The sequence below is a fragment of the Nonomuraea sp. LP-02 genome, from assembly GCF_036289125.1.
Lineage (GTDB): Bacteria > Actinomycetota > Actinomycetes > Streptosporangiales > Streptosporangiaceae > Nonomuraea > Nonomuraea bangladeshensis.
In genome coordinates this window covers 445360-470135 of sequence record NZ_JAXCLK010000001.1, presented here as the reverse complement: position 1 = coordinate 470135, position 24776 = coordinate 445360, and the positions used below count along the sequence as shown (strand labels likewise).

At 73.6% G+C, this 24776-nt stretch carries 20 protein-coding genes; 9 read left to right on the top strand and 11 right to left on the bottom strand.

What is annotated here, in order from left to right; all coding sequences use genetic code 11:
• Window positions 1-29: 29 nt before the first annotated feature.
• From SMD20_RS02185 to SMD20_RS02170, 4 genes are all read left to right on the top strand, one after another.
• Complete coding sequence (locus SMD20_RS02185; RefSeq protein ID WP_329574295.1) at window positions 30-1043, top strand: phosphotransferase family protein; 1014 nt, start codon at window positions 30-32, stop codon at window positions 1041-1043.
• Between the two features lie 102 nt (window positions 1044-1145).
• Window positions 1146-1406, top strand: a complete 261-nt coding sequence (locus tag SMD20_RS02180; RefSeq protein WP_329574293.1) for a hypothetical protein — start codon at window positions 1146-1148, stop codon at window positions 1404-1406.
• Window positions 1407-1463: 57 nt separating this feature from the next.
• Entirely contained in the window at window positions 1464-2315 is an 852-nt protein-coding gene (locus SMD20_RS02175; RefSeq protein WP_329574291.1) for a helix-turn-helix domain-containing protein, read from the top strand.
• A gap of 69 nt (window positions 2316-2384) precedes the next feature.
• Window positions 2385-2651: a hypothetical protein gene (locus SMD20_RS02170; RefSeq protein WP_329574290.1), complete on the top strand. Its 267-nt coding sequence runs from the start codon at window positions 2385-2387 to the stop codon at window positions 2649-2651.
• Window positions 2652-2657: 6 nt separating this feature from the next.
• On the opposite strand, the gene SMD20_RS02165 is transcribed toward SMD20_RS02170, so the two are convergent.
• From SMD20_RS02165 to SMD20_RS02145, 5 genes are all read right to left on the bottom strand, one after another.
• Complete coding sequence (locus SMD20_RS02165) at window positions 2658-4529, bottom strand: ArnT family glycosyltransferase (RefSeq protein WP_329574288.1); 1872 nt, start codon at window positions 4527-4529, stop codon at window positions 2658-2660.
• Complete coding sequence (locus SMD20_RS02160; protein WP_329574286.1) at window positions 4526-5701, bottom strand: dolichyl-phosphate beta-glucosyltransferase; 1176 nt, start codon at window positions 5699-5701, stop codon at window positions 4526-4528. Before SMD20_RS02160 ends, SMD20_RS02165 begins: the two co-directional genes overlap by 4 nt.
• A 24-nt stretch (window positions 5702-5725) precedes the next feature.
• Window positions 5726-7075, bottom strand: a complete 1350-nt coding sequence (locus SMD20_RS02155) for a HAMP domain-containing sensor histidine kinase (RefSeq protein WP_329574284.1) — start codon at window positions 7073-7075, stop codon at window positions 5726-5728.
• On the bottom strand, window positions 7072-7770 hold the full coding sequence (locus SMD20_RS02150; RefSeq protein ID WP_329574282.1) for a response regulator transcription factor: 699 nt from the start codon (window positions 7768-7770) through the stop codon (window positions 7072-7074). Before SMD20_RS02150 ends, SMD20_RS02155 begins: the two co-directional genes overlap by 4 nt.
• A gap of 62 nt (window positions 7771-7832) precedes the next feature.
• A complete protein-coding gene (locus SMD20_RS02145; protein WP_329574280.1) occupies window positions 7833-9035 on the bottom strand; it encodes a cytochrome P450 in 1203 nt (400 codons plus the stop codon).
• 84 nt (window positions 9036-9119) lie between these two features.
• Here SMD20_RS02145 and SMD20_RS02140 point away from each other — a divergent pair, with 84 nt between their 5' ends.
• Window positions 9120-9680, top strand: coding sequence for a TetR/AcrR family transcriptional regulator (locus tag SMD20_RS02140; RefSeq protein WP_329574278.1), 561 nt, complete (start codon window positions 9120-9122; stop codon window positions 9678-9680).
• 43 nt (window positions 9681-9723) lie between these two features.
• On the opposite strand, the gene SMD20_RS02135 is transcribed toward SMD20_RS02140, so the two are convergent.
• Entirely contained in the window at window positions 9724-11238 is a 1515-nt protein-coding gene (locus SMD20_RS02135; protein WP_329574276.1) for a phytoene desaturase family protein, read from the bottom strand.
• 168 nt (window positions 11239-11406) lie between these two features.
• Between SMD20_RS02135 and SMD20_RS02130 the strand changes: the two genes are divergently transcribed.
• The 4 genes from SMD20_RS02130 (at window position 11407) to SMD20_RS02115 (ending at window position 17002) form a co-directional block, all read left to right on the top strand.
• The gene (locus SMD20_RS02130) at window positions 11407-12333 is read left to right on the top strand and encodes a pseudouridine-5'-phosphate glycosidase (protein WP_329574274.1); all 927 of its coding nucleotides are present in this window, start codon (window positions 11407-11409) and stop codon (window positions 12331-12333) included.
• Window positions 12330-13259 carry a carbohydrate kinase family protein gene (locus SMD20_RS02125; RefSeq protein ID WP_329574272.1) on the top strand — a complete coding sequence of 310 codons (930 nt, stop codon included), beginning with the start codon at window positions 12330-12332 and terminating at the stop codon, window positions 13257-13259. Before SMD20_RS02130 ends, SMD20_RS02125 begins: the two co-directional genes overlap by 4 nt.
• A gap of 82 nt (window positions 13260-13341) precedes the next feature.
• Window positions 13342-15711, top strand: coding sequence for a hypothetical protein (locus tag SMD20_RS02120; protein ID WP_329574270.1), 2370 nt, complete (start codon window positions 13342-13344; stop codon window positions 15709-15711).
• An 85-nt stretch (window positions 15712-15796) separates the two neighbouring features.
• Complete coding sequence (locus tag SMD20_RS02115) at window positions 15797-17002, top strand: MFS transporter (RefSeq protein WP_329574268.1); 1206 nt, start codon at window positions 15797-15799, stop codon at window positions 17000-17002.
• Window positions 17003-17124: 122 nt separating this feature from the next.
• Here the strand turns inward: SMD20_RS02115 and SMD20_RS02110 are convergent, their stop codons facing one another.
• From SMD20_RS02110 to SMD20_RS02090, 5 genes are all read right to left on the bottom strand, one after another.
• Window positions 17125-20208 carry a helix-turn-helix transcriptional regulator gene (locus tag SMD20_RS02110; protein ID WP_329574266.1) on the bottom strand — a complete coding sequence of 1028 codons (3084 nt, stop codon included), beginning with the start codon at window positions 20206-20208 and terminating at the stop codon, window positions 17125-17127.
• A gap of 49 nt (window positions 20209-20257) precedes the next feature.
• Entirely contained in the window at window positions 20258-20692 is a 435-nt protein-coding gene (locus SMD20_RS02105) for a GNAT family N-acetyltransferase (protein ID WP_329574264.1), read from the bottom strand.
• A gap of 66 nt (window positions 20693-20758) precedes the next feature.
• The gene (locus tag SMD20_RS02100; protein WP_329574262.1) at window positions 20759-21895 is read right to left on the bottom strand and encodes an acyl-CoA dehydrogenase family protein; all 1137 of its coding nucleotides are present in this window, start codon (window positions 21893-21895) and stop codon (window positions 20759-20761) included.
• 1 nt (window position 21896) lies between these two features.
• Window positions 21897-22802 (bottom strand): hydroxymethylglutaryl-CoA lyase, encoded by a 906-nt coding sequence (locus tag SMD20_RS02095; RefSeq protein WP_329574261.1) that lies wholly within the window; start codon window positions 22800-22802, stop codon window positions 21897-21899.
• Window positions 22803-24776 carry an acetyl/propionyl/methylcrotonyl-CoA carboxylase subunit alpha gene (locus SMD20_RS02090; protein WP_329574259.1) on the bottom strand — a complete coding sequence of 658 codons (1974 nt, stop codon included), beginning with the start codon at window positions 24774-24776 and terminating at the stop codon, window positions 22803-22805.

Sequence of the window (24776 nt, the reverse complement as noted above, 5' to 3'; positions counted from 1 at the left end):
CTAGAACATCATTCTGTCGAGAGGTGATCATGACCTCCACGCACATCGACGTCGGCGCGATCGACTTCGGCGCGCTCGGCGCGTGGATGGACGCCCAGGGACTGCCCGGCGGCCCGATCACCGGCGTGGCCCCCGTGATCGGCGGCACCCAGAACGTCATGGTCCGCCTGGAGCGCGGCGGCCGGTCCTACGTCCTGCGCCGCCCGCCCCTGCACGCCCGCAGCAGGAGCAACGAGGTGCTGCGCCGCGAGGCGCGGGTGCTGGCGGCGCTGCGCGGCACGCGGGTGCCCGCGCCGGCGCTGGTGGCCGCCCAGACCGAGCGGGAGCCGGTCTTCTACCTCATGGAGCCCGTGGACGGGTTCAACCCCTCCACGGGGCTCCCCGAGCCGCACGCCTCCGATCCGGCGATCCGGCACCGGATGGGGCTGGAGGCCGCCGCCGCGCTGGCCGAGCTGGGCCGGGTCGATCCCGGCGTGCTGCCGGGGTTCGGGCGCCCCGAGGGCTTCCTGGAACGACAGGTGCCGCGCTGGCTCAAGGAGCTCGACTCCTACGGCGACCTCGACGGCTATCCAGGCCCCGACATCCCCGGCCTGCGCGAGACCGCCGACTGGCTGAGCCGGCGGCTGCCCCGTTCGTACACGCCGGGGATCATGCACGGCGACTACCACTTCGCCAACCTCATGTTCGCCTGGGACGGCCCGCGGGTGGCGGCGATCGTGGACTGGGAGATGTGCACGGTCGGCGACCCGCTGCTCGACCTGGGCTGGCTGCTGGCGACCTGGCCGAGCGGCAACGGCCACGTGCCGGGCCTCCCCTCGCCCCAGGAGCTGGTGTCCTACTACGCGGCGCTGTCCGAGCGCGATCTGTCGGCCGTCGACTGGTACGCGGTGATGGCCTGCTTCAAGCTCGGCATCGTGCTGGAGGGCACGCACGCGCGGGCGTTCGCCGGCAAGGCGCCGAAGGACACCGGCGACCTGCTGCACGCGATGACGCTGGGCCTTTTCGAGCGGGCCAGGGAGTTCATGGAGGGCGCCCTGGACTGAGTGTCACTTCCCAAAAGGACAATTTCCGGAAAAACGATCACAAAACACTCCCCGAGTCGTACAATTGCGCGCAATTGCACTTTGCATCGGGGAAGGATCGTCATGCGCATGAGGTTCCTCGGCTCCACCTCGGAGGCCGGCGCCTGTCCCACCCTGTACGAGACCGACCGCGGCACCATCGTGGTCCAGGGCCTCGAGGTCACCGACGCCGAGGCGCTCGCGGATCTCCGCGACGTCCTCGCCGGCGAGACCGCGGTCGAGGTCCCCCGCGAGCTCATCACCGAGATCGCCCGCCGGGTCCTCCCCGACGGCGTAGCAACCGCTTTCCCGACCAGCGGCGGAACACCCTCGGCTACCACCTGATCACAATTGCGGCGGGCCCTGGCATGATCCGAGCAACCAGGGCTAGCCTCTTGCGGCGTGACGTCGTTTCAGCAGGCGCGCATCGACCTCGGCGGTCAGCTGCGCCAGCTTCGGGAAGCCGCCGGCCTGTCGGGCAAGGAGCTGGCCGAGCGGGTGCGCTGGCAGCCGTCCAAGGTCTCCCGGCTGGAGAACGCCAGGCAGACCCCCACGGAGGACGACGTGGTCACGTGGGCGCAGGCGGTCGGCGCCGCCGCGGACACGACGGACGACCTGATCAGCCAGGCCCTCGCGCTGCAGGAGCGGCACGACAGCTGGAAGCAGCGCTACCGCAGCGGCCTGGCCGCGATCCAGGAGGACATGCGCGACCTGGAGGCGCGGACCAAGCTGTTCCGCGCCTTCGAGCCGGGCATCATCATGGGCCTGCTCCAGACCTCCGAGTACGCCCGGCACGTCTTCCGCAAGGTCAAGCGCCTCTACAGCGCCGCCGACCAGATCGACGCGGCCGTACGGGTGCGCATGCAGCGCCAGGAGATCCTCTACGACCGCGGCCGCACGTTCCGTTTCGTGGTGCCGGAGGCCGCGCTGCGCACGATGCTGGCCCCGGCCGACGTGATGCGCGGCCAGATCGACCGGCTGCTCGCGGTCAGCACGCTGCCCAACGTCGAGTTCGGCGTGATCCCCGCCGAGACCGAGCTGCCGTCCGCGCCGATCAACGGCTTCTGGATCTACAACGACGCCATGGTGGGCGTGGCCACCATGACGAAGGACCTCGTCCTGCGCGAGCCCGACGACCTCGCCTTCTACGTACAGGCCTTCGATGATTTCGCGAAGGTCGCCGAGTTCGACGAGAGCGGGCGGGAGGTGATGATTCGCGTTCTTCACACCTACCGGAAACAAACTCCACATTAACCGCAGCAATTGCTTGCCTCCCGCCACAAGATCGTGCAATTCTGTCGCGAGAAGTTGCGGAGGTGACGCATGATGCTTGATACGGCGCTCAGCCTCGAGCGGTTCGCCTGGCACGCGGGTCGTCACGCCGACCTGTCCGTGCAGAGTCTCGCTCTGGCCAGCGATCCTGCCTACGTGTCGGTCCGCAACCGCTTCTCCGCCACGCTCGCGGAGACGGTCACCTGCTCCGACGAGGGCGCGTTCGTCACCTCGTGGGGCTACCGTCTCGGCACGACGGACGACGTCGAGTCCGCCGCCGCCCGTCTCGCCTTCCTCCTCGCCGCCCTGCCCGCCTGAGCTTCATCAGGCCGCGCAGTCGCGGAGGCCGTCCTGGCCGTCCACGGCGGCGCAGTTCTCCTGCACCCAGCTCGACACCTCGCCGCCGCCCCGGCCGGGGCCGCCGCCGGTCATGACGTACCTGAGCCGGCCCGAAGAGACCAGCTCGCGCAGCCTTTCCACGGTCATGGCCGGGTCGCCGCCGGTGAAACCGCCCATCGCGATCACGGGCTTGCCGGTGGCGAGGATCAGGCCGGACGCCTGCTGGGCGCTGTTCACCGCGACCAGCCAGGTGGCCGTGCCCTGGTTGGCGACGAGGTACGCGGCCACGGCGTCGCTGACACCGCCGCCGGGACCGTCCCGCAGTGGACCGCGCGGCCCGCCTTCCGGCCGGCCCGGTTGTCCCATCCCGCCCGAGGAGGGCCCGGCGGTCGGGTTGGTGCCGTTCACCGGGGACGCGAGCGGCGTCACCGCGTACGCGGCCGGCCCGCCCAGCGTGGCCACCAGCGTCGCCGCCAGCGCGAACGCCGCCACCTTCACCGTCACCTGCGCCCGTGCCCGCGCCAGGACCAGCGCCGCCACGGCCACCAGGGTCGCCCCGAGCACGACCCAGGCCGCCCACGGCGTCCAGTCCGGCGTCCGGCGCAGCACCGTGAACGCCCACGCCCCGGTCGCGGCCACCGCGACCGGCAGGAGCCACGCCCAGGCCCGCGAGTTCCGGTACGCCTGCCACATCACGACCGCCCCCATACCGGCGAGCGCGGCGACGGCGGGAGCCATCGCGGTCGTGTAGTACGGATGGAACGTGCCACTGGAGAAGCTGAACACCACGTAGTGCACGACCAGCCAGCCGCCCCACACCAGCCAGGCAGCCCCCGAGGGAGCCTCGCCGACGGGGAGCCGCCGCGTCCGCAGCAGCACCGCGACGGCCAGCGCCGCCACGCAGAACGGCAGCAGCCAGGAGATCTGCCCGGCCAGGACGTCGTTGAACAGCCGCCCGGCCCCCGGGTCGCCGCCCCAGCGGGCCCCGCCGCCCCCGAAGCCACCGCCCTGGCTCTGGCCGAAGATCCGCCCGAGCCCGTTGTAGCCGATGACGAGGTCCCGGACGGTGTTGTCGGTCGAGCCGCCGACGTAGGGCCGCGAGCCCGCCGGCCACAGGTCGACGATCACCATCCACCACGCGCTGGACACCGCCAGCACCGCCCCCGCCGACAGCAGCCGCCCCAGCCGCTTCGGCCAGGACATCCCGGCGCACGCCAGGTACGCCACCGCGAACGCCGGCACCACCAGGTACGCCTGGAGCATCTTGGCGTTGAAGCCCAGCCCCACGAAGAACGCGGCGAGCAGCAGCGGACGCAGCCGCCCGGTCCGCAGCGACTCCAGGCAGAACCAGCCCGCCAGCGTGAGCAGCAGCACGAGCACGGTGTCGGGGTTGTTGTCCCGGTTGATCGCGACGGTGATCGGCGTCAGCGTCATGACGACGGCCGCGACCAGCGCGGCCGCGTGCGCGTTGCGGCCGGGCGGGAAGGACCGGCGCACGGCCGAGTGCACGAGCGCGACGGCGGCCACGCCGGCCAGGGCCTGCGGCAGGAGCATGCTGTAGGTGCCGTAGCCGAAGATCCGGGCCGACAGCCCCATCACCCACAGCGCCAGCGGCGGCTTGTCCACGGTGATGAACGACCCGGCGTCGATGGCGCCGAAGAAGAACGCCTTCCAGCTGCCGGTGCCCGACAGGACGGCGGCGGCGTAGTACTCGTTGGCGTCGCCGCTGAGCGCCCAGGCGTACAGGAAGAAGGCCGCCGCGAGCACCGCCCACAGGGCGGGGCGTGACCAGCGCGGCGCGGGCAGGGCATGGCTGCCGGCGGCCCGGTGCGCGGGCCGCGGGATGGTGAGGTTCATCGTGCCGTCCTCCGCCGGGGGTTGAACACCCACACGCGCAGGAGCAGGAAGCGGACGAGCGTCGCGGCGGCGTTGGCGGCGATGACCGCGGCCAGCTCGACGCCGTGCGGGACCTGCGCGGGCAGCAGCGCGAGGGTTCCCGAGGTGAGCGACAGCCCGACGAGGAAGGCGATCAGCCCCTCGAACTGGTGCCGCAGCGCTCCGGCCGAGCCGGTGACGCCGAAGGTGAAGCGCCGGTTGGCGGCGGTGTTGGCCACGGCGGTGATCAGCAGCGCGAGCGCGTTGGCGGCGAGCGGTGGGATGACCGGCCGCAGCAGCGAGTACAACGCCAGGTACGCCAGGGTGCTGACCACCCCGACGACCGCGAAGCGGGGAAGCTGGCGGGCCATGCCGCGCGGCAGCTCGGCCCGCTGGATCCGGGGCGGGACGGGGATCCCGGCGGCGCCGGAGAGCGTCTTGCGCGCCACCCTGACCATGCCGCGCAGGTCGTCCAGGGCGGTGCGGACGATGTCGACCCGGCTGTCCGGGTCGTCCACCCAGTCGACGGGGACCTCGTGGATGCGCAGGCCGTACCGTTCGGCCAGCAGCAGCAGCTCGGTGTCGAAGAACCACTGCTCGTCCTCGACACCGGGCAGCAGCGCCTGGGCGACCTCGGTGCGCACGGCCTTGAAGCCGCACTGGGCGTCGGAGAACCGGGCGCCCATCAGCGACCGCAGCAGCAGGTTGTAGGAGCGGGAGATGAACTCCCGCTTCGGTCCCCGCTCGACCCGCGAGGCCCGCGCCAGCCGGGTGCCGATGGCGAGGTCGCTGTGTCCGGACAGCAGCGGCGCGACCAGCGGCAGGAACGCGTCCAGGTCCGTGGAGAGATCGACGTCCATGTAGCTGACGACGTCGGCCTCGCTGCGCGACCAGACCAGGCGCAGCGCCCGCCCGCGGCCCTTCTCGTCCAGGTGCACGGCGCGGACGTGCGGCAGTTCTTTCTCCAGCTCGGTGGCGATCTGCCAGGTGTCGTCGGTGCTGGCGTTGTCGGCGATGGTGATCCGGAATCCGTAGGGGAAGTTCCTGGTGAGGTACCCGTGGAGGCGGGTGACGCTCGCGCGGAGCGCCCGCTGCTCGTCGTACACGGGGACGACCACCTCGACCAGGCGGGTCCGCACTGCTGTCGTGTCCATGCACCCAGCTCACGATTCGGATCTTTAACCGGACTTATCCGATTCTGAGCCACGAATGAGAGTTCCGGGAAGGTCCATTGTTGCGACCGCGCCGCCACCGGGCGCGTTCGCCAGGCTCACTTGACCGCCCGCCTCCGCCACGGCCTGGGCCACGATGGCCAGGCCGAGCCCGGATCCGGGCAGGCCGCGCGCGGACGGCGAGCGCCAGAACCGCTCGAAGACGTGTGGCAGCTCCTCCTCGGGCAGCCCCGGGCCGTGGTCGCGGACGGTCAGCCGCCCGCCCCGCAGCGACACCTCGACCCCGTTGTCGGAGCTGAACTTGGCCGCGTTGTCGAGGAGGTTGATCACCGCGCGCTCCAGGGAGGCGGCGTTGCCGACGACGTACCAGGGTTCGAGGTCGGTGACGACCTCCGCGCCGCGCAGCCGGGCACGCTCCACCGCGGCCGTCACGACCTCGTGGAAGGCCAGCTCGATGTGCGGCTCGTGGTCGTGGTCGCCGCGGGCGAGCTGGAGCAGGTCGGCCACCAGCGTGGTCAGCTCGGCGAACTGCGCCTTGACGTTGACCAGCAGCCGCCGCTTGGCGTCGGGGTCGATGCTGCGGCCGGTCTGCTCGCTGCGCAGCAGCAGGTCGATGTTGGTCCGCAAGGTGGTGAGCGGGGTGCGCAGCTCGTGGCCGGCGTCGGCGACGAGCTGTTTCTGGCGTTCGCGGGAGCCGGCCAGGGCGGAGGTCATCGCGTTGAAGGACGACGACAGGCGGGCGATCTCGTCGGTGCCGCGTACGGGGATGCGGGTGTCGAGGTCCTCGGTCTGCGCGATGTGCTCGACCGCCCTGGTCAGCTCGCCCACAGGACGCAGGGCGGCGCGCGAGACGGCGAGGCCCGCCATGGCCGCGCCGAGCGTGCCGAGCGCGGCGATGCCGCCGAGCCCGACGGCGGCGTAGCGGAGGGTGCGCTCGACGTGCCAGAGCGGCCGGGCCGCCATCACGGCGAGGCCCGGCTCCACGTTGACGGTCACGACGCGCACCCGTTTGCCGTCCGTCGTCACCCCGTTGCGGTAGATGGGCTCCGGAATGGGCTCCAGCGCCTTGCGGTCCTCCTGGGTGGGCACGATGGCCCGGCCGAGCGAGCAGGTGGTGCCGTCGGGACGGAGCACCGTCGCCATGCCCTCGAAGTAGGGGCCCTGCGTGCCTTCGGGGCGGCACTCGTTGAGCAGGTACTTCACGTCCCCCTGGTTCTCCAGGATGCTCTGGTCCACCTGCGCGAGGACCAGCATCTGGATGATGAACCACGACAGCACCGCGCACAGCACGACGGCGGACGACACCGCCCCGGTCACGAGGAGCGTCAGCCGAGCCCGGAGGCTGCGGGGTCTCACGCGCCGGCCCGCAGGACGTAGCCCACCCCGCGGACGGTGTGGATGATCCGCGGCTCGCCTCCCGCCTCCGTCTTGCGCCGCAGGTACATGACGTAGACGTCGAGGGAGTTGGAGGTGGGCTCGAAGTCGAAGCCCCACACCTCGCTCAGGATCTGGTCGCGGGTGAGCACCTGGCGCGGGTGCGACAGGAACAGCTCCATGAGCAGGTATTCGGTCCTGGTGAGGTCGAGCCGGCGCTCGCCGCGGGTGACCTCGCGGGTGGCGGGGTCCATGCGCAGGTCGGCGTACGTCAGCGTGTCGCCCTCGGGCCCGCCGGTGCTGAGCGCGCCGCGCCGCAGCAGGGCGCGGACCCTGGCCAGCAGCTCGTCCAGCTCGAACGGCTTGACCAGGTAGTCGTCGGCCCCGGCGTCGAGCCCCGAGACCCGGTCGCCCACCGCGTCGCGCGCGGTGAGCATGAGGACCGGGATGTGGTTGCCCGAGGCCCGCAGACGGCGGCAGGCGGTCAGCCCGTCGAGCCGCGGCATCATGACGTCGAGCAGCACCGCGTCGTAGGAGGTGCGGGCCAGTTCGTCGAGCGCGGCCTGCCCGTCGTTCGCGGTGACGACCTTGTAGCCCTCGAACTCGAGGCTGGACTGCAGCGCCTCGCGCAACGCGGGCTCGTCGTCGACTACCAGCAACCGTGCGGCCTCACTCATGCAGCAAACGCTAAGGGAACATCATGAGAACCCTATGAACGGGCCGTCCGTGTCCCCTGGGGTCACCAGGTGACGGGAAGCGCCTGGAGGCCGAAGATGGCGGAGTCGTACTTGGCGGGCACCTCCTCGTCGCTCACCGTGGCGCGCAGGCCCGGCAGGCGCTCGAACAGCGTGCGCAGGGCGATCTCCAGCTCGGCGCGGGCCAGGTTCTGGCCGAGGCACTGGTGTACGCCGTAGCCGAAGGCCACGTGATGGCGGGCGCCGCGCCGGGCGTCGAAGTCGTCGGGGCGCTCGAAGGCCCGCTCGTCGCGGTTGGCGGAGGCGCCGAGGACGAAGATGCCCTCGCCCCGGCGGACGGGCTGCCCGCCGATCTCCTGGTCCTCGGTGGCGACCCGGTCGAAGGCCACCCAGTCGACGACGGAGAGATAGCGCAGCAGCTCCTCGACCGCCATGGGCCAGCTGTCCGGGTCGGCGCGCAGCGCGGCGAGCTGGTCGGGATGGCGCAGGAGGGTGAGCACGGCCAGCGGGATCATGTTGGCGGTGGTCTCGTGGCCGGCGACGAGCAGCAGGAAGATCACGCCGACGATCTCGTCGTGGGTGAGCCGGCCGCTGGTGATGACCCGGCCGAGCAGGTCGTCCTCGGGGCCCTTCTCGGCGGCGGTGACGAGCGCGTCGAGGTAGTTCCTGATCTCGGACACGGCGGTGTACCGGACCTGCTCGTCGCCGAGCGCGCCGAGCATCGCGCGGGTGCGCGACTGGAAGAACTCGTGGTCGCCGTACGGGACCCCGAGCAGCCGGCAGATGACCAGCGACGGCAGCGGCAGCCCGAAGTCGGCGACGAGCTCGGCCTCCGGCCCCTCGCGCAGCATGTCGTCGATGAGCCGGTCGGCGATGTCCTGGATGCCGGGGCGCAGCTCCCGTACGCGGCGGACGGTGAACTCGGGGATGAGCAGCTTGCGGAAGCGGGTGTGGTCGGGCGGGTCGAGGTCGATGAAGTGCCCGGGGGCCATCTCGGTCAGGAGCGCCTCGCCCTCGGGGGTGAGCCCTCCTGGGTGGAGGACGTGGTGGGGATGGCCGGGTGTGGCGGGGCTGGTGCTGATGCCCGTCCCGGACAGGACCTGCTGCGCCTCGGCGTGCCTCGTGACGAGCCAGACGACGCCGCCGGGCAGCTCGGCGCGGACGAGCGGGGCCTGCTCGCGCAGGTCGGCGTACTCGGGGGGCGGCGCGAAGGGGCACCTGCGCTGGACGGGGAAGATCTGAGCCATAGTCTGCTCCCTACAGACGGGACCGCATTGATTACTTACACGAAAGTAAGCAATGCGGGAGTGTGCGTCAAGGATGGGAGAGGGATGGCAGGGCGGCGGACGGACACACGAGAGCGGATTCAGCAGGTCGCGCTGGAGCTGTTCGCCGAACGCGGATACGACAAGACCACGCTGCAGGAGGTCGCCGAACGCCTGGAGATCACCCGGCCGGCGCTCTACTACCACTTCCGTACGAAGGAGGCGATCCTCGCCAGCGTCGTGGAGCGGCTCGTCGAGTCGATGGACGAGCTGGTGGCGTGGGCCGGGGAGCAGCCGGCGACGGCGGAGGCCAGGAAGGAGATCCTGGCGCGCATCTCGGGGCTGCTGGAGGACCAGTGGCGGCCGCTGTTCCAGTTCGCCCAGGTGAACCAGGGCGTGATGCGTGAGCTGCCGGCCGGGGAGCGCATGCAGCGGGGACTGATCGCCATGATCTCGGTGCTGGCCTCGCCCGGCGACGATCCGGTGCGGGGGTTCGAGGCCCGGCTGGCGGTGCTCGCGGTGGTCCTCGGCAGCGTGCCGTTCCTGTTCGACCTGGAGGTGCCGGACGAGCGGCGTACGGCCGTGGCGCTGGAGGTGGCCGGCAAGCTGGTCACCGGCGGCTACTAGCGGGCGGGCGGTTACGCGGGCGGGCGGTTACCCGTTCAGGCGGTTACCCGCGGGCGAGCAGGGCCATCGCGGCGTTGTGGCCGCCGATGCCGCTGACGCCGCCGCCCCGGCGGGCGCCCGCGCCGCACATGAGGATGCGCTCGTGCTCGGTCTCGACGCCCCAGCCGCCCCGGCCGTCCTCGTCGTACGGCCAGCTCAGGTCCGTGTGGAAGATGTGGCCGCCGGGCAGCCCGGCGTCCCGCTCCAGGTCCACCGGGCTCTTGGCCTCGACGCACGGCGTGCCGTCGGGCGCGAGGAGCAGGCAGTCCTCGATGGGCTCGGCGAGCACGGCGTCCAGCGAGGCGGACGTGGCGCGCAGGGCCGCCGCACGCGCCCCCTCGGGGTCCTCGCGGAACAGCCGGGCGGGCATGTGCAGGCCGAACAGCGTCATCGTCTCGGCCCGGCCGCGCAGCTCCGGCCCCAGGATCGACGGATCGGTGAGCGAGTGGCAGTAGACCTCGGCGGGCGGCAGCTCCGGGATCCGCCCGGCCGCCGCCTGCGCGTGGGCGCGGGCGAGCTGGTCGCGGGTCTCGTTGATGTGGAAGGTGCCACTGAAGGCCGCGCGCGGGTCCACGGAGTCGTCCTTGAGCCGGGGCAGCCGGCTCAGCACCATGTTGACCTTGAGCTGCGCCCCCTCGGGGACGGCGGGCTCGCGGCCGAGCAGCCGGTCGAGCACCGCGGGCGGCAGGTTGACCAGCACGTGCCCGCCGGTCACGGTGTGCTCCCCGCGCTCGTCGGCGAACGTGACCTCCCCGGACGGCGCGATCCCGACGATCTCCGCGCCGGTCCTGATCTCCGCGCCCGCCCGGCGGGCCGCCGCCTCCAGCGCGCCCGAGACCGCGCCCATGCCGCCGACCGGGACGTTCCACTCGCCGGTGCCGTCGCCGATCACGTGATAGAGGAAGCAGCGGTTGGCGAGCAGGTCGGCGGACGGGTCGGCGAAGGTGCCGATGAGCGCGTCGGTGAGGACGACCCCCCGGACCGTGTCGTCGGCGAACCGCGCGTCCACGGCCCGGCCGATCGGCTCGGCGAACAGCGCCCGCCACGCCTCCGGGCCGACCAGGCGCTCGATCTCGGCGGGCGCGCGGAGGGGTTCGAGGAGGGTGGGGGCCAGGGCCTCGGCCACCCGCCCGGTCATCGCGTAGAAGTCCTGCCAGGCCTTGTGGTCGCTCTCGCCGCCGGTGACCGCGGCGAAGGAGGCCGCCGTGCGGGCGGCGTCCTCGTTGTCGACCAGCAGGCCCGCGCCGCCCACCGGCGTGTACGAGGCGTAGCGGCGGCGGCGCAGCTCCAGGTCGAGGCCCAGGTCGCGGACGATCTGCGCCGGGAGGAGGCTGACGAGGTAGCTGTAGCGGGACAGCCGCACGTCCACGCCGGGGAAGGCGCGCGTGGAGATCGCCAGGCCGCCCACGTGGTCGTACCGCTCCAGCACCAGCACCCGCCGGCCGGCCCGGGCCAGGTAGGCCGCGGCCACCAGCCCGTTGTGCCCCGCTCCCGCCACGATCACGTCATACGCGCCCATCCCCGCACTTTACGTGTCATACCACACCCCGCGTCAACGCCGGATGTGTGATCATCTCGGCCGGGATGACCGAGTCGGGGAATGGCCGTAACCTGCATTGTCGGCGAGCGATGCCGTAGAGTTCGCCGTTCCCCGCCCCAGGATTTCGCAAGGAGCACGAGACCCACCATGCGCAGCACCGCCGACTCCGTCCTGCAGCCGTCCGACGAGGTGGCCGAGGCCCTGGCCAGTGGCGCCCCGGTCGTGGCGCTGGAGTCCACGATCATCTCCCACGGTCTGCCGCAGCCGCGCAACCTGGAGGTCGCGCGCGAGCTGGAGGAGATCGTCCGCGCGGCGGGAGCGGTGCCGGCCACGATCGCCGTGCTCGACGGCGTGCCCCGCGTCGGGCTGGACGCGGCCGGGCTGGAGCGCATCGCGACCGAGTCCGGCCTGCGCAAGCTGGGCCAGCGTGACCTGCCCATGGCCGCCGCTCTCAAGGCGAGCGGCGCGACCACGGTGTCGGCCACGTCGTTCCTCGCCGCGCGGGCCGGCGTACGCGTCTTCGCCACCGGCGGGCTCGGCGGCGTGCACCGGGGCTGGACCGAGGACCAGGACGAGTCCGCCGACCTCGACACGCTCGCCCGCACCCGGATCACCGTCGTCTGCGCGGGCGTGAAGTCGATCCTCGACGTGCCCGCGACGCTCCAGCGCCTGGAGACCCGCGGCGTGAGCGTGGTGGGCTACCGCACCGACGCCTTCCCCGGCTTCTACCTGCACACCTCCGGCCTGCCGATCGACTGGCGGGTCGAGTCGCCCGAGGAGGCGGCCGCGATCATGCGCGGCCAGGACGCGCTCGGCGGCCAGGAGACCGCCCTGATCGTCGCCAACCCCGTCCCCGTGGACCAGCAGCTCGACCCCGACCTGCACGACCGCGTGCTGGCCGAGGCGCTGGCCGCCGCCGAGCGCGACGGCGTCAAGGGCCAGGCGATCACCCCGTTCCTGCTCGGCTACCTGGTCGACGGCACGGGCGGCGCCTCGCTGGAGGCCAACCTGGCCGCCGTGCGCGGCAACGTCGCCCTCGCCGCCCGGATCGCCGTGAGCTGGGCGGACTCGTGACCGACCGCGGTCTCCTGGTCGTCGGGGACGCGGTCACCGATGTGGTGGCGCTGCACGGCTCCCCCGTCCTGGCGGGCACCGACACCGCGGCCGACATCATGCTGCGTCCCGGCGGCTCGGGCGCGAACACCGCCGCCTGGGCCGCCCACCTGGGCGCCGACACCCGCCTGCTGGCCAGGCTGGGCTACGACAGCAGCGACTGGCACATCGCCGAGCTGACCAAGAGCGGCGTACGGCCCCAGGTGACCGTGGACCCCGACCACCCCACCGCCGTCGTGATCGCGATGGTGGACCCGAGCGGCGAGCGGTCCATGCTCACCAACCGGGGCGCGGGCGGCCTGATCTCCGCACGCGACTGGGACCCCGCCCTGCTGGAGGGGGTGGCCCGGCTGCACCTGTCCGGATACGTGCTGTTCGCCGCGCCCGGTCTGGGCCTCGCCAGGGCCGCCCTGGCGGACGCGGCGGCGGCCGGGGTCGCGGTCAGCGTGGACCCGGCCTCGACCAAGCCCCTGCTCGACTTCGGCGCCGAACGTTTCATGGCCGAGACCGCCACCGCCGATCTCGTCATCCCCAATCTCGACGAGGCCCTGCTGCTGTCCGGCGCGCGGACGCCGGAGCGGGCGGCCGAACTGCTGAGTGAGAGATACGGCACAGCCGTCGTGAAACTGGGCGCCGACGGCGCGCTGGCGGCGGTGAACGGCACGATCACCGCGCGGGTTCCTGGGCTGCCCAGCCAGGTCGTGGACACGACCGGAGCTGGGGACGCGTTCGCCGCCGGGTTTCTCGCGGCAACCTTGCGGGGATGCGGGGAAAGAGCCGCTCTTGAGGAAGGATGTCGTGCGGGTGCCGCATGTGTGGCCCAGGTGGGGGGTCGTCCACGGTACGGTTTGGATCTGAACCGTCTTTACCCTATTCACACTGATTGATAGCTTGCCGCGTAGGCTGCACCATTAGCCACATGCGCAACGGGCAGCACACGCGGCACACTGGGGAGGATAAGGTCCGCCGATGGAAGTCGAGTCATCGATCTGCCTGAGCGACCTAGTCCCAGCTCTTCGCTGGAGCCGACCACAGCAGGTGGCCGAGGCGCTGGGCGACCCGCGCCTGCCCGCGGGATGGTGGTCCTCCCTCCCCCTGTCCAAGGCGCTCGGCACGGCGGGACTCGACTGGATCTGCGAACGCCTGGGCCGGCTGGCCACCGCCCGCTGGGACCACCTGCCGCTGTCCGACCTGGTGCCCGCGCTGACCGTGCACCCCGTCGACCCCGCGTTGCCCGGCTGGCCCGAGGCCACCCGTACGGCGGTCATCGGCCTCGGCGGCTGGCAGCGGCTGCGCCGCCTGTCCCCCAGCGATCTCAGCACCCCGTCCGCCACGCCTGAAGTGGTGGTCGGCGCGGTCCTCCGCGAGATCCTCGGCCGCATCCCCGCCCTTCCCGCCGCCGGTCCGGCCGAGCTGACGCGGCCGGTGCCGCGCGGCGCGGACGGCGCGGAGGAGGCCAGGAACACCGGCTCCTTCCCTGCCGTACCCTCGGGCGGCCCCTTCGTCGCCCCCTCCCCCAACGGCCAGAGCGGCCCCTTCCCCGCCCCCGCGGACGGCCGCGACGCCCCACTCGCCGCCTCCTCCGGCCAGAGCGGCCCGTTCCCCGCTCCTGCAGACGGCCGCAGCGCCCCACTCGCCGCCTCATCGGGCCAGAGCGGCCCGTTCCCCGCCCCCGCGGACGGCCGCGACGCCCCACTCGCCGCCTCCTCCGGCCAGAGCGGCCCGTTCGCCGCGCAGCCGGGCGGGCAGAGCGCGCCCGGCGCGGGACAACCGGGCGGGCAACCGGGCGGACAGGGCAACGGGCTGCCGCAGCGCCCCGCGGCGGCGTTCCCGGGGCGGCCCCCGGAGCCGCCAGCGGGCGGGCAACCCGGCGAGCCGCGCCAGACGGGCTCGTTCCCTGCGCAGAGCGGCGACCGGCACACGGGCTCCTTCCCCTCCTTGCCCGGCGACCGGCAGGCGGGCCCCCTACCCGGCGGCCAGCAGACGGGCCCCTCCCCCGTCGTGCCGGGCGAGCCACGCCAGACGGGGTCGTTCCCGGCGCAGAGCGGCGCGTTCGCCGCCCAGCCGCAGAACGGCGCCCTGCCGCAGCGCCAGACCCCCGGCCAGCCGCCGCAGCCCGGCCAGCAGAGCCAGCCCGGTCAGCCCGGTCAGCCCGGCGCGGGAGGGCTGCCGCAGCGCCCGGCGGCCCGGCAACCCGGCCGCGAGGAGACCGGCTCCTTCCCCGCCGCCCCCGGCGCGGCCCCGGCCAAGACCGGCGCCGGCTCCTCCCCGGTGCCGTTCGACGCCGACCACGCGATGGTCCGCGTCGTCGACAACCTCTTCCGCGGCCTGGACAAGCTGGAGCTGGCCGTGGCCGTGCACCGGCTGTTCGCCGAGGACCCGATCAGCCTCCGTACGCTCGCCCACAAGCTGCTGGTCGAGCGCGAGTCCCTCTCCCACGCCCAGCGCACGGCCGAGGAGCGCGTGCTGACCTGGCTGCGTTCCTCGGAGTCCGCGCCGGTGACCGGGCACATGTTCCGCCTGACGGAGTGGCTGGGCGCGGCGGCCACCGAAGAACAGCTCATCGGCGCCGACCCGGCCCACCCGGTGATGGTGCCCTCCCTGCGCACCCCGCTCTGGCGGGTGCTGGTCACGCTCATGCCCGACCGCCGGCTCCAGGACGGCTGGCTCGTGGTGGGCGACATCCACGGCCTCCAGGCCCGTACGCGCCAGCTCCTGGCCTCGGCCCCGCCGGACGCCGACGTGGTGGAGCTGATGGCCGAGCTGGGCATCCGCGCCCATTCCGCCAAGGCGTGGCTGGACGCCCTGCCGCCGGAGTCCGCCGACCCGATGGCCTCGGCCCCGTCCCCGGCCCAGCCCCTCCCCCGCCGTACACCCGGCGCGAACGGCCACCACCACCGCGGCGGCCAGCCGATCCCGTCCGCGACGTCCGGCTCCATCGACCCGTCGGCCGCGCTCGCCACGCTGTCGGCGCTGTCCGGCGGCCGGTCGGGCATGCTGCCCGCCGGCCTGGCGGGCGCCCCGGCGACGCCGCCCCCGCCGCTGCCGAGCCCGTCCTCCGACCCGCGCCGCTGGCAGCGGATCGAGGTCACGCCGGAGCACCTGCGCGGCGGCCCGGTGCCGGTCCCCGAGGGGTACGCCGCCCAGCTCGGCATGCGCCCCGGCACCCTGCTGTCGGTCACCGGCCCGGGCGACAATGCGATCGTCCTGGTCTGGCAGGGCCACCAGCCGGTCTTCGACTCGCTCCTGCCGGTGCTCATGCGCCTGAACGCCCGCCCCGGCGACCAGGTGTACGTGACGGTGGACGGCTACCGCCTGGAGGCCCAGCTCACCGGCTAGCGGCGCCCGAACCCTTGATCACCACCTCCTACGCGACGATGCTCTAACCCGGACGAACCTGTGCGGAGCAACGCGAAGGAGATCCATGAACGCCGGGACGACCCCCGAAACCTCGGCCCAGCCACGCACCCCCTGGGGCACGATCACCGTCGTCTACCTCGGAGGGGTCGTCGCGGCCATGAGCCTCGGCAAGTTCAGCCCCGTCGGGCCGGCGGTGGCGGCCGAGCTCGGCCTGTCGCTGGCGCAACTGGGCTGGGTCATCTCCACGGTGGTCGGCGTCGGGGCCGCCGTGGGCCTGCCCGCCGGCTACCTGATCCGCCGCTTGGGCGCCGAGCGGTCGCTGGTCGCCGGGCTCGCCCTGACCGCGGTGGCGAGCGCGGCGGGGGCGGTCGCGAGCGGCTACGCCTGGCTGCTGACCGCCCGGGGCATCGAGGGCGTCGGATACCTCCTGGTCACCATCGCCTGCCCCGCGCTGATCGTACGGCTGGCCAGGGAACGCGACCGCGGGACCGCGCTGTCCATCTGGGCCACGTTCGTCGCGGTGGGCCTGGGCGCGAGCACGCTCGCCGGGGGCGCGGTCGGCGCCGCGATCGGCTGGCGCGGCTGGATCGGCGTACTCGCCGGGCTGACGCTCGTGATGGCGCTGGTGGTGTGGGTACGGCTGCCGCGCGGCTCCGCCCTGCGCCCGGAGGCCGGGCCGGTGCCCCGCGTGCGGGCGCTGGCCTGGCCGGGCCTGCTGGCCGCGGCCTTCTGCCTGGCCGTGCTCGTGACCATCCCGGTGCTCGTCCTGCTGCCCACGCTCCTGGTCGAGCGGTACGGCCACTCGGCCGCCTCCGCGGGCGCGGTCACCGCCGTAATCTCGCTGCTCAGCGCGCTCGGCGGGGTGACCGTGGGGATGCTGCTGCGCCGGGGCACGCCGGTCGGTGTCCTGGCCTCGGCCGGGCTGCTCACGCTGCCGGCCGCCTGGCTCATGTTCGGCGGTCACGGCTCGTCGCCGGCCGCGCTTACCGGCGCGGCCGTCATCTCGATCGAGAACGGCTTCCTCGGCGCCCTCGTCATCGCGGCCCTGCCGCTGGTGCTGGAGCGGCTCGACCACGCCGACGTCGGCAACGGCGTCGTCGCCCAGGCGGGCAGCATCGGCTCACTCCTCGGCCCGCCGCTGTTCGGCCTGGTGGCCGAGGGACTCGACCTGCAAGCCCTGGTGCCGGTCATCGCCGTGGGCATCGTGATCTCCGTCGGGGTGCTGCTGCTGGTCGGCCGGAGAACGTCCCAGACACTGCCCACCGTCTGACCGCCCGGAGGCGAGGCCGTGGACCTGCGGACGCGATGAGTCAGGGCAGTAGGTCAGGGGCCGCGGGACAGGAGCTGCGGGTCAGGGCCGTGGTTCAGGGGCCGTGGTTCAGGGGCCGTGGTTCAGGGGAGGTCGTCGAACAGGTGGAGGCGGTGTGCGGTGGCGGCGGCCTCGCCTCTGCCGGCGACGCCGAGCTTGGCCAGGATGTTGGAGACGTGCACGCTCACCGTCTTCACCGAGATGACCAGCGCCTCGGCGATCTCGCGGTTGCTGCGCCCGTTCGTCACCTCGCGCAGCACCTCCAGCTCGCGCGCCGTCAGTCCGAGTGGCTGCCCGTCGCCGGTGGGCTCGTCGGCCGCGCCGCCGCCGAGGCGGGCCCGGCGGCGGACGACGTCGAGCTGTTCCAGCAGCGGCGCCGCGCCGAGCCTGGCGGCCAGCTCGCGGGCCCGTTCCAGCCGCGCCGCCGCCTCCTGCCGGTCGCCCGCCGCGAGCAGCGCCTGCGCCGACCCCAGCAGGGCGCGGGCCTCCGGGTAGGGCTGCCCCAGATCGACCCAGGCCCCGACCGCGGCCTCCCACGCCTTGACCCGCCACCCGACCCGCGCCTCCGCGTCGTCGGCCGACGCCCCCGCCCCCAGCCGCGCATCCGCTCCCGCCCCCGGCGGCTGCGCCCCCACGAGCGCCTCCGTGCCGCCGCCGGGCGACTCCGACCTCCGCAGTGCCTCCACGCCCGCGACCGGCGGCTCTGGCCCCAGCAGTGCCTCGAAGGTGAGTCGCTGTGCTTCCTGCAGCTCGCCCTCCGTGCCGATGCGCCGTGCCACCTCCCGCAGCCGGGGCAGCGACGCCGCCGCCTCCTCCGCCACGGACGCCCGCCCCGGAGCCGCCCTGCCCCCGGCCGCGGCGGCGGCGGTCAGGAGGTGGGCGAAGGTCACCAGGAGCTGCCACACGTAGCGTGGGCTGGACACCAGGTCGCGCTCCGCCAGCGCCTCGGCCACCTCACGCACCGCCTCGCCGGCCTGGCCGCGCGCCTCCAGCAGCTCCACCTTGCGCCGCAGGTGCGGCAGCAGCGTCTGGTCGCGGAAGGTGCCCCGCGCCAGCACCCCGCGCGAGGCGTCGAACAGCTGCTCGGCCCGGTCGAGCTGCCCGCGCGCGAGCGCGATGTCGGTGACGAACCCCTGCAGGCTCGCCCGATAAGGCGCGGGCGGCGTGAGGTCGAGGGCCTGCTCGATGACCTCCAGCGCCTCGTCCCACCGCCCGAGCGAGACCAGCGGCTCGGCGAGGTTGATCGCGAGGAAGGTGCCGGAGGTGCGTGCCAGGCCGTAGTGGGCGGAGTCGGCGATGCCCGCCCGGGCGACCTCGGCGGCCCGCTCGTGCCACCCCGCGCCCTCCAGCGCGTCGGACTCGGAGATCGCGCAGCGCATGAGCGCGTTGTAGGCGTCCGCGGCGGCGGCGATGCGGCGCGCCTCGGCGAACGCCTCCATCTGCGCCTCGACCTCGTGGAAGCGGTAGCGCGCCCAGGTGGCGGTGATCAGGGAGTTGGCCTCGACGTTGACGTCGCCGACCGCGCGGGCGATCTCCCGGGCGATCTCGGCGGTGGCGATCTTCTCGTCCTTGTCCTCGGGACGGAAGAGCATGCGGGAAAGGCTCTCCAGCACCTGGGCGCGCAGCCGCGTGGGCGGCTCGGCGGGCACCAGCGCGGCGGCGCGGCGCAGGTCGTCGAGGTGGCCGGGGCGGCCCAGGTCGTAGCGGGTCAGGCCGCGCTGGCGCAGGACGACGGCGGTGCGCACCGGGTCGGTCTCGGGGTCGAGCTCGGCGAGGAGTGCGCCGGCCAGGGCGATGCTGCGTTCGTACTCGCCGGCCAGGTGGGCGACCACGGTGGTCTGCCGGAGCACCTCGAGCCGGTCGGCGCCGATGCGCCCGGCGGCGTCGGGCACCTGGTCCCACAGCTCCAGGACGCGGGAGAGCATGCGGAGCTGCTCGTCGTAGGCGGTGGAGGTGCGCGCGGCCTCGGCCGCCCGCCACGCGCTCACCAGCGCCCACGTGGAGTCGTGGGCGGCGTGCCAGTGGTGGGCCAGCTCGATCGCGCCGCGCGGGGCGGGCAGGATCGACGGGTCGCGCTCCAGCGCCTCGGCGTAGCGGGTGTGCAGGCGGGTGTGCTCGCCGGGCAGCAGGTCGTCGTGGAGCGCCTCGCGGATGAGCGCGTGCCGGAAGCTGTAGCCCTCGCCGTCGACCACGAGCACGTTGCCCGCGACGGCCGGGCGCAGCGCCCGCGACAGGGCGTTGTCGTCGAGCCCGGCGACGGCCGACAGCAGGTCGTGCTCAAGGCGCTGGCCGCCCGCGCTGGCCACCCGCAGCAGCTCCTGCGTCTCCTCGGGCAGCCGCTCGACGCGGGCGAGCAGCAGGTCGCGCAGCGACTCGGGCAGATCGCCCCGGCCGCCGCCCTCGCTCAGCAGCGCCTCGACGAACAGCGGATTGCCCTCGCTGCGGGCGTAGATGAGGTCCATGTCGGCGTCCGCCGGCCGGCGCTCCAGGATGCTGGCCGCCTGCGCGACGGCCTCCCTGCGGGTCAGCCTGCGCAGCTCGACCCGGGTGACCCACTCCACCCGGCCCAGCTCGGCCAGCATGGGCCGCAGCGGGTGCGTACGGTGCAGCTCGTCGCTGCGGTAGGTGACCACGAGCAGCAGCCGCCCGGCGGTGCGCTGGTAGCGGACCAGGAACGACAGCAGGTCGCGGGTGGAGCGGTCGGCCCAGTGGGCGTCCTCGATGACGAGCGCGACAGGGCGCTCCTCGGCCAGCCGCTCCAGCAGCCCGAGCACCAGCTCGAACAGGCGCGCGCGGGCCTCGGCGCCCTCCCTGCCCGGCTCGCCGAACTCGGGCAGCAGCCTGGCCAGCCCGCTGGTCGCGCCGCCGGGCACGAGCGCCGCGACGCCGTCACGGCCGAGCCGCCGCACCAGCCCGCGCAGCACGGCGGTGAACGGCGCGAACGGCAGGCCCTCCGTGCCGAGCTCCAGGCAGCCGCCGACGAGCACCAGGGCGTCGTCGGCGCGGTCGGCGAACTCGCCCAGCAGCCGCGTCTTGCCGACCCCGGCCTCGCCGCCCACCAGCACGGTGGCGGACACACCGGCGCGCGCCTCGCCGAGCGCGTCGCGCAGGACGGCGAGCTCACGGGCACGCCCGACGAACAGCGGGCTGACGGCGTGTACGGTCACGTACGCAAGGATGCCATCGCACTCCGACAGAAGCGCCCGCTGATCGCGCTCAGCGCAGCACCTTGCGGAAGAACGTGGCCGACGCCTCGTAGCCGAGCGCGTGGTAGAACTCCGGCGCCCGCCGGGTGGCCATGGCGACGTAGCGGGCCTCCCGCGAGCGGGCCCACCGTTCGAACTCCTCCAGCAGCGACCGCCCGATGCCCTGCCGGCGCGAGCCCGACTGGACCATGGCCTCCTCGACCCAGGCGACCGGCCCGTTGGCGAACAGCGTGAGGTGCGTGAAGCCCAGCAGGTAGCCGCGGACCCTGCCTTCGGCGACGGCCACGAGCAGCAGGGCGGAGTCGTTCGCCAGCAGCTCGGGGAGGGCGGCGTCGAAGGCCTCGCGCTCGGGCCGGAACGTCAGCCCGAAGTCGCGTGCCAGCGCGAACACCTCGTCCGCGTCCGCCTTCTCCGCCCTCCTGATGAGAAGATCGTCAGCCGTCATGACCCCTGACAGTAGATCCTCGCGCGCCGGTGGCGCAAACATGGAAGCTCTCGCGGGCCGGTGACCTCACAGGTCGGCCAGGCCGAGCTGGCGGGCGATGAGCATCCGCTGCACCTCGCTGGTGCCCTCGCCGATCTCCAGGATCTTGGCGTCGCGGTAGAAGCGGCCGACGGGGAACTCGTTCATGAAGCCGTAGCCGCCGAACACCTGGGTGGCGTCGCGGGCGTTGTCCATGGCGGCGTTGGAGGAGACCAGCTTGGCGATCGCGGCCTCCTTCTTGAACGGCAACCCGGCCAGCATGCGCTCGGCCGCGTGGTAGTAGGCCAGGCGGGCGGTGTGGGCGCGGGCCTCCATGTCGGCGACCTTGAACTGGATGGCCTGGTAGTGGCCGATCGGGTTGCCGAAGGCCCGGCGCTCCCTGACGTACTTCAGGCACTCGTCCACGCAGCCCTGGGCCAGGCCCACGCTGAGCGCGGCGATCGCGATGCGGCCCTCGTCCAGGGTCTGGAGGAACTGGGCGTAGCCGCGGCCGCGCTCGCCGAGCAGGTTGGCGGCGGGCACGCGGCAGTCGGAGAAGGACAGCTCGCGGGTGTCGGAGGCGTTCCAGCCGACCTTGGAGTACTTCTTCGACACGGTGAAACCGGGCGTCCCCGCCGGTACGAGGATCGTGGAGATCTCCCGTTCGCCGGTGAGCGCGGCCACGCCGACGACGCTGGTGATGTCGGTGCCGGAGTTGGTGATGAACGCCTTCGACCCGTTGATCACCCATTCGTCGCCGTCGAGCACGGCCGTGGTGCGCATGCCGCCGGGCACGTCGGTGCCGCCGCCGGGCTCGGTCAGGCCGAACGCGCCGAGCTCGGTGCCGGAGGCGAGCCTGGGCAGCCAGTGGGCGCGCTGCTCCTCGGTGCCGAAGCGGTAGATCGGCATCGCGCCGAGCGAGACCGCCGCCTCCAGGGTGATCGCCACGCTGGAGTCCACGCGGGCCAGCTCCTCCAGGGCCAGGCACAGGGCGAAGTAGTCGCCGCCCATGCCGCCGTACTCCTCGGGGAAGGGCAGGCCGAACAGGCCCATCGCGCTCATCCTGCGCACGATGTCGTACGGGAACTCCTCGCGCTCGTAGTAGTCGCCGATCACGGGGGCGACCACGTCGCGGGCGAACGTCTCGACCGTCTTGCGCAGCTCTTCGTACTCGTCCTTGAGCATGTCAGCCTTTCGCGAGCGCCTGTACGACGCGGGATGGGCTGGGCCGGCCGAGCAGCCCGGCCAGCCAGGTGCTGGTGGCGACGAGCTTGCCCAGGTCGAGCCCGGTGTCGATGCCGAGTCCGCGCAGCATCCAGACGAGGTCCTCGGTGGCGAGGTTGCCCGTGGCGGACTCGGCGTAGGGGCAGCCGCCGATGCCGCCGGTGGAGGCGTCCACAGTGGTCACACCGGCGCGGAGCGCGGCCAGAGTGTTGCCGAGGGCCTGGCCGTAGGTGTCGTGGAAGTGCACCGCCAGCCGCTCAGGGGAGCGGAACGCCTTGATCAGCGCGGTGACGTGGCCCGGCGTGCCGACGCCGGTGGTGTCACCGAGCGACAGCTCGTGGCAGCCGAGCCCGAGCAGCCGCTCGCCCACCCGGACGACCTGCGCGATCGGGGTCGGACCCTCCCAGGGGTCGCCGAAGCACATCGACACGTACGCGCGCACCCGCACCCCGTTGTCGAGCGCCCTGGCGACGACCGGCTCGAACATCTCGAACTGGCTCTCCAGGCTGCGGTTGAGGTTCTTGGCGGCGAAGGTCTCGGTGGCGCTGGCGAACACGGCGATCTCGGCCACGCCGCGGTCGAGCGCCCGGTCCAGGCCGCGCTCGTTCGGCACCAGGACCGGGTAGCGGACGCCCGGCCTGCGGTGCAGCCGGGTCAGCAGCTCGTCGGCGTCGGCGAGCTGCGGCACCCACTTGGGGTGCACGAAGCTGGTGGCCTCGATGATCTTGTGGCCGGCGTCCGCGAGCCGGTCGATGAACTCGGCCTTCACCTCGACGGGCACGATCGCGGCCTCGTTCTGCAGCCCGTCGCGCGGTCCGACCTCGTAGACGGTGACCTGCTTGGGAAGGCCGTCCATGGGATGCGGCATCTAGTCCTCCTCGGGGGTCACGACGGCCAGGACGGCGTCCATGTCGACCGGCTGGCCGGGCTGGACCGGGAGGTCGGCGAGCACGCCGGCGCACGGGGCGGTGACGGCGTGCTCCATCTTCATGGCCTCGACGACGACCAGCGGCTGGCCGGCGCTCACCCGGTCGCCCGGCTGGGCCTTGACGATGAGCACGGTGCCCGGCATGGGGCTGCGTACCACGCCGTCGCCGGAGGCGGCGGCTCCGGGGCGGTCGCCGGGGTCGCCGATCAGGTGGCGGGTGAACGCCCATGCCCGGCCGTCGCGGCCGAGCCAGAGCGTGTCGCCGTCGCGCGCGCACAGGTAGCGCACGGTCCGGTCACCGAGCGTGACGGCCACCTCCGGGCCCTCCGCGCGCAGGCGGGCGGGCACCGGGCGCTCGTCCAGCAGCACCTCGGCCGACTCGGCGGGCAGGCCGCGGACCCGTACCTCGTGGACGCCGTCCCTGGACGCGAGCCGCCAGGTCGTCCAGGCCCGCTCGCCGACCCGCCAGCCGTCGGTGACCTCCCACGGGTCGTCGCCCTGCGGCAGCGCGTGGAAGACCAGCCCGGCCGCGGCGAGCACGTCGGCGGGGGCGGCGGCGTCGGTGACCAGCTCGGGCAGCGCCCGCTCGACCAGGCCGGTGTCCAGCTCGCCCGCGCGTACGGCTGGATGAGCGGCCAGGGCGCGCAGGAACGGCACGTTGGTGACCACCCCCAGCACGGCGGTGGCGGCGAGCGCACGGTCGAGGGCGCGCAGCGCGGCCTTCCGGTCCGGGGCCCAGGCCACCACCTTGGAGAGCATGGGGTCGAACTCGCTGCCGACGACCCCGCCCTCCGCCAGCCCCGAGTCCGTACGGACCAGCGGGCCGGAGCCGGCCGGGTGAGCGGCGGGACCGGGGACGCCCGGCTCGCGGAGCAGCAGGACCCGCCCGCCCGTCGGCAGGAAGCCGCGCGAGGGGTCCTCGGCGTAGACGCGGGCCTCGACGGCGTACCCGCTCAGCCGCACGTCGTCCTGCCCGAACGGCAGCGGCTCCCCGGCCGCCACCCGGAGCTGCAGCTCCACCAGGTCGAGGCCGGTCACCAGCTCGGTGACGGGGTGCTCGACCTGGAGGCGGGTGTTCATCTCCATGAAGTGGTAGGCGCCGGTGGCGCCGTCCACGATGAACTCGACGGTGCCCGCGCCGACGTAGCCGACCGCCCGCGCCGCCTCCACGGCCGCGGCTCCCATGCGGGCCCGCAGCTCGGGGGTGACGAACGGCGACGGCGCCTCCTCGATGACCTTCTGGTGCCTGCGCTGCAGGCTGCACTCGCGCTCGCCCAGGTGCACCGCGCCGCCGAGGGAGTCGGCCAGCACCTGGATCTCGATGTGGCGGGGGCTGTCGACGTACCGCTCGATGAGCAGCGTCGCGTCGCCGAACGCGGCCCGCGCGGTCCGCCGCGCCGACTCCAGCGCGTCGGGCAGCTCCGCGGCCGAGCGCACCAGCACCATGCCCTTGCCGCCGCCGCCCGCGGACGGCTTGATCAGGGCGGGGAAGTCGCGCCACTCCTCCAGCACGTCGTCGGGCTCGGCCCCGCCCGGCACCACCGGCACCCCGGCGGCCGACACCGTGGCCTTGGCCCGGATCTTGTCGCCCATGGCGTCGATGGCCTCGGCCGGCGGCCCGACGAACGCGGCCCCCGCGGCGGCGCAGGCCCGCGCGAAGGCGGCGTTCTCGGCCAGGAACCCGTAGCCGGGGTGCACGGCCTGCGCCCCGGACGCGAGCGCCGCCCCCGCGATCGCGTCGGCGTCCAGGTAGCTCGGCACCTCCAGGGCGAGGTCCGCCTCGCGTACGTGCCGGGCGCCGGCGTCGGACGGCGTGTGCACGGCCACCGCCGTGACGCCGAGCCGGCGCAGCGTGCGGGCGATCCGTACGGCGATCTCGCCCCTGTTGGCGATGAGAACACGGTCGAACAGCAT

Excerpts from the sequence above, each read along its gene's own strand:
- SMD20_RS02145 (WP_329574280.1), bottom strand. The coding sequence starts at position 9,035 with ATGGCTCAGATCTTCCCCGTCCAGCGCAGGTGCCCCTTCGCGCCGCCC.
- SMD20_RS02130 (WP_329574274.1), top strand. The coding sequence starts at position 11,407 with ATGCGCAGCACCGCCGACTCCGTCCTGCAGCCGTCCGACGAGGTGGCC.
- SMD20_RS02150 (WP_329574282.1), bottom strand. The coding sequence starts at position 7,770 with ATGAGTGAGGCCGCACGGTTGCTGGTAGTCGACGACGAGCCCGCGTTG.
- SMD20_RS02160 (WP_329574286.1), bottom strand. The coding sequence starts at position 5,701 with ATGGACACGACAGCAGTGCGGACCCGCCTGGTCGAGGTGGTCGTCCCC.
- SMD20_RS02120 (WP_329574270.1), top strand. The coding sequence starts at position 13,342 with ATGGAAGTCGAGTCATCGATCTGCCTGAGCGACCTAGTCCCAGCTCTT.
- SMD20_RS02180 (WP_329574293.1), top strand. The coding sequence starts at position 1,146 with ATGCGCATGAGGTTCCTCGGCTCCACCTCGGAGGCCGGCGCCTGTCCC.
- SMD20_RS02185 (WP_329574295.1), top strand. The coding sequence starts at position 30 with ATGACCTCCACGCACATCGACGTCGGCGCGATCGACTTCGGCGCGCTC.
- SMD20_RS02100 (WP_329574262.1), bottom strand. The coding sequence starts at position 21,895 with ATGCTCAAGGACGAGTACGAAGAGCTGCGCAAGACGGTCGAGACGTTC.
- SMD20_RS02115 (WP_329574268.1), top strand. The coding sequence starts at position 15,797 with ATGAACGCCGGGACGACCCCCGAAACCTCGGCCCAGCCACGCACCCCC.
- SMD20_RS02140 (WP_329574278.1), top strand. The coding sequence starts at position 9,120 with ATGGCAGGGCGGCGGACGGACACACGAGAGCGGATTCAGCAGGTCGCG.
- SMD20_RS02105 (WP_329574264.1), bottom strand. The coding sequence starts at position 20,692 with ATGACGGCTGACGATCTTCTCATCAGGAGGGCGGAGAAGGCGGACGCG.
- SMD20_RS02090 (WP_329574259.1), bottom strand. The coding sequence starts at position 24,776 with ATGCTGTTCGACCGTGTTCTCATCGCCAACAGGGGCGAGATCGCCGTA.
- SMD20_RS02170 (WP_329574290.1), top strand. The coding sequence starts at position 2,385 with ATGATGCTTGATACGGCGCTCAGCCTCGAGCGGTTCGCCTGGCACGCG.
- SMD20_RS02165 (WP_329574288.1), bottom strand. The coding sequence starts at position 4,529 with ATGAACCTCACCATCCCGCGGCCCGCGCACCGGGCCGCCGGCAGCCAT.
- SMD20_RS02095 (WP_329574261.1), bottom strand. The coding sequence starts at position 22,802 with ATGCCGCATCCCATGGACGGCCTTCCCAAGCAGGTCACCGTCTACGAG.
- SMD20_RS02135 (WP_329574276.1), bottom strand. The coding sequence starts at position 11,238 with ATGGGCGCGTATGACGTGATCGTGGCGGGAGCGGGGCACAACGGGCTG.